At 45.1% G+C, this 2,655-nt stretch carries 2 protein-coding genes; both read right to left on the reverse strand.

Features of this window, described 5'->3' with window-relative positions; translation table 11 throughout:
- Positions 1–1,326: DUF1156 domain-containing protein (locus tag IM479_RS05230; protein ID WP_502882663.1), on the reverse strand; the 1,326-nt coding region annotated here is incomplete at its 3' end.
- Positions 1,327–1,382: 56 nt separating this feature from the next.
- The gene (locus IM479_RS22990; protein ID WP_502882664.1) at positions 1,383–2,567 is read right to left on the reverse strand and encodes a DUF1156 domain-containing protein; all 1,185 of its coding nucleotides are present in this window, start codon (positions 2,565–2,567) and stop codon (positions 1,383–1,385) included.
- Between the last annotated feature and the right edge of the window lie 88 nt (positions 2,568–2,655).

Genomic DNA, 2,655 nt, shown 5'->3' on the forward strand with positions numbered 1-2,655 from the left:
ATTGGTTCCACTTGCAATACTGCGATTAACCATTTCTGTTCGCATAGGAACAGTGCCAGTAATTGAGAATCCAGACTGAATAAGTCCTTCTAGCATGGTTTCCCAGCCAGTCGAAGCAACAGAACTAGAACTTTTATCCTCTTCAAGTTCATCATTATCATTTTCTGTTTGTTTGAATGCGTAATAAACTGTAACAGGGTAATCAGGATTAGCAGCTTTATAAATTTGAGAAAATACTTCTTTTAGACCCTGTTCAAAAAATTCTTTAGCTTTTTCTTTATTACCTCCGAAGCGATGAGGCGCGGCTATCAGTTCAGGTGTTTTGGGAACGAGTAGCGTCGAAAATAGTGAAGGATAAACCTCAATCAAAACTTTCCTTAACCACACATAGAAAAAATCTGAAAGGTCAGCATAGCCAATATTGTCATAGTATGGCGGATCGGTTGATATGAGTTTTAAACTTGAAGCATCTTTGTGAGGTTCAGTAGCATTATGTTGTATGACCTTTCCTCTAGAAGTGGTTGGAACAGATTCGAGTCCCTTAATCATTCTGTCAAATAAATTTTGAAAACTTCCTGAAGATTCACAAAATACATTACTTTCAGCAAAGTCCCATACCATTGGTATTGCCTGACGAGCAAAAACATTTCTCATTTGTTCGTTACGAGAATGCCAACTACATATACTTGACTGATGGTTAGCTAGTTGATCAACTAGAAAAGCTAAATAAGTCACTACTGCATTTGCATATTCTTCTGTACCACCATCAGCAATAACTTTTTCTCGCGCTTCACTTGCCAAATCGCTAAAAGTCGTCATCGCCACCAATTGACGATTGGTAAAGAGTTCAGCAAAGGTTCTCATTCCATAATTAGGAGTTTTAAAGTCCCTTGGATTATGAGGAAGCGTGGCTTCAGGCATCCATTCTGGCTTTGCCTTTAGGATAACTTCTTCCTGTTCTTCACTTGGCGAAAGATAAATCCTTCCTTTATTTCCTTCTGCTACGATCGCCATTAATTGCGCCCCCATCCGTCCTGCCTTACCCTCAGCACGGACATGATCCAACTTCACATCAGACTCACAAGCAATACACCGCGCCCCCTTGCGGCTCACCGTCCCTTCGGGAGGTTTGCCAGTTCCAGACTTGACAGAGAAGCGAATTGAGGGGGAAGAGGGAAGAGAAGAGAGGGAAGAGGGAAGAGGGGAGGCTACTGTTCTCTCTTCCCTATTACCTATTACCTCATACCTATTACCTATTACCTCATAATCAATCCATGCCTCTTTGCCCTTCTTAGTTGACAAAGCAAACGATCGCACCAAAGGCATTGCACAACCACAGCTAGGGTTTGGACATTTCACCGTCCGCGCCCAAATCCATGCGATTACTGTGTAGGAAGTAGGGGATAGGGAACGGGGAACAGTAGCTTCCCCTCTTCCCTCTTCCCTCTCCCCTCTTCCCTCTCCCCTCTTCCCTCTCCCCCCAAAACCTGTCCCCTATCCCCTATAATCCCCTTCGGATATAAATGCCCAATTCTCTTAAAAGCCTCATCCCGCATCCATGCACCGTAATAGCGCACATCATCCGCCAAACCCTGCGCCCCTTTGTAGGTGAGGGGAAAGAGGGAACGGGTAACAGAATTGGTTAGGACTCTAGCAATCTTTTGCGGAGAGCAGTTAGCATCTTGCTGATTTCCACAATCAGGTTCAGAGTCGGATTCACCTCCTGCGGAGTCAAATAGTCGAGACGCACCGCTAACATCAGAAACGTCTCTGTTTCCATTAACGATCCCTTGGCGATCGCTAGGAAATTGGCGTAGTCCTTGCGAGTTCCCCTTGCGTTTCCTTCCGCTATGTTCGCTGGAACCGACACCACCGCTCGAGTAATCTGACTGGTCATCCGATACATCTCCACCTTTGGAAAGCGATCGCTCAGACGATAAACCTGTACTACCAGATCCATCGACTTCTGCCAAACAATTAGATCCCGATGTGATTGAATTTCGCTCATTTTTCGATCCTCTGTTCCCAGTTCCCTCTTGTCTAACATCTTTTGCACGAGCTAATGGATTTACAGGCGGCAGATCCTTAAACTTGGGTGGAATCTCGATCAAAGCCTTCGTAATCAGCAGCGCTACAGGATTTAGATCGCTCCCATGTGCTTCTAAACCCAAACGCTGTGCCTCTAATGGAATCGAGCCACCACCGCAAAACGGGTCATATACAGGCGGCGGATTACCATTGGTACTTTTGAGAATCTCCGCCCTTGCTTCATTCAGAACATCCTGATTATTGATGTTCTCCCACTTCACCAAACGCTCAATAATCCCAAATAACCTTAATCGCTCAATATTCTGCTCATCCTCAGTCGGAAACTCATCGGGCAAACTCGAAGGATCATCCACCAACGATGCAAACAACACCGCCCGACAAGCCGCCAAAGGTCGCCGCGCCCACCACAAATGCAAGGTGCTAGGATGCCCATGCCGAATCGACTTCTCCCGCGCCGATTCTTTATTAATTGCTTCTAGGGGCAGAGCAACCTCGATGAGTTTCTTTTTGTAAGTCATGACGATTAATTTTTCCGTAACCCGTTCTTAGCAGAACTCATCTATGTAAATGTAAGATTGCTTGTGATTTTTGGCATTATCTCACAAA

It is taken from the genome of Microcystis sp. M165S2 (assembly GCF_020245885.1).
Lineage (GTDB): Bacteria > Cyanobacteriota > Cyanobacteriia > Cyanobacteriales > Microcystaceae > Microcystis.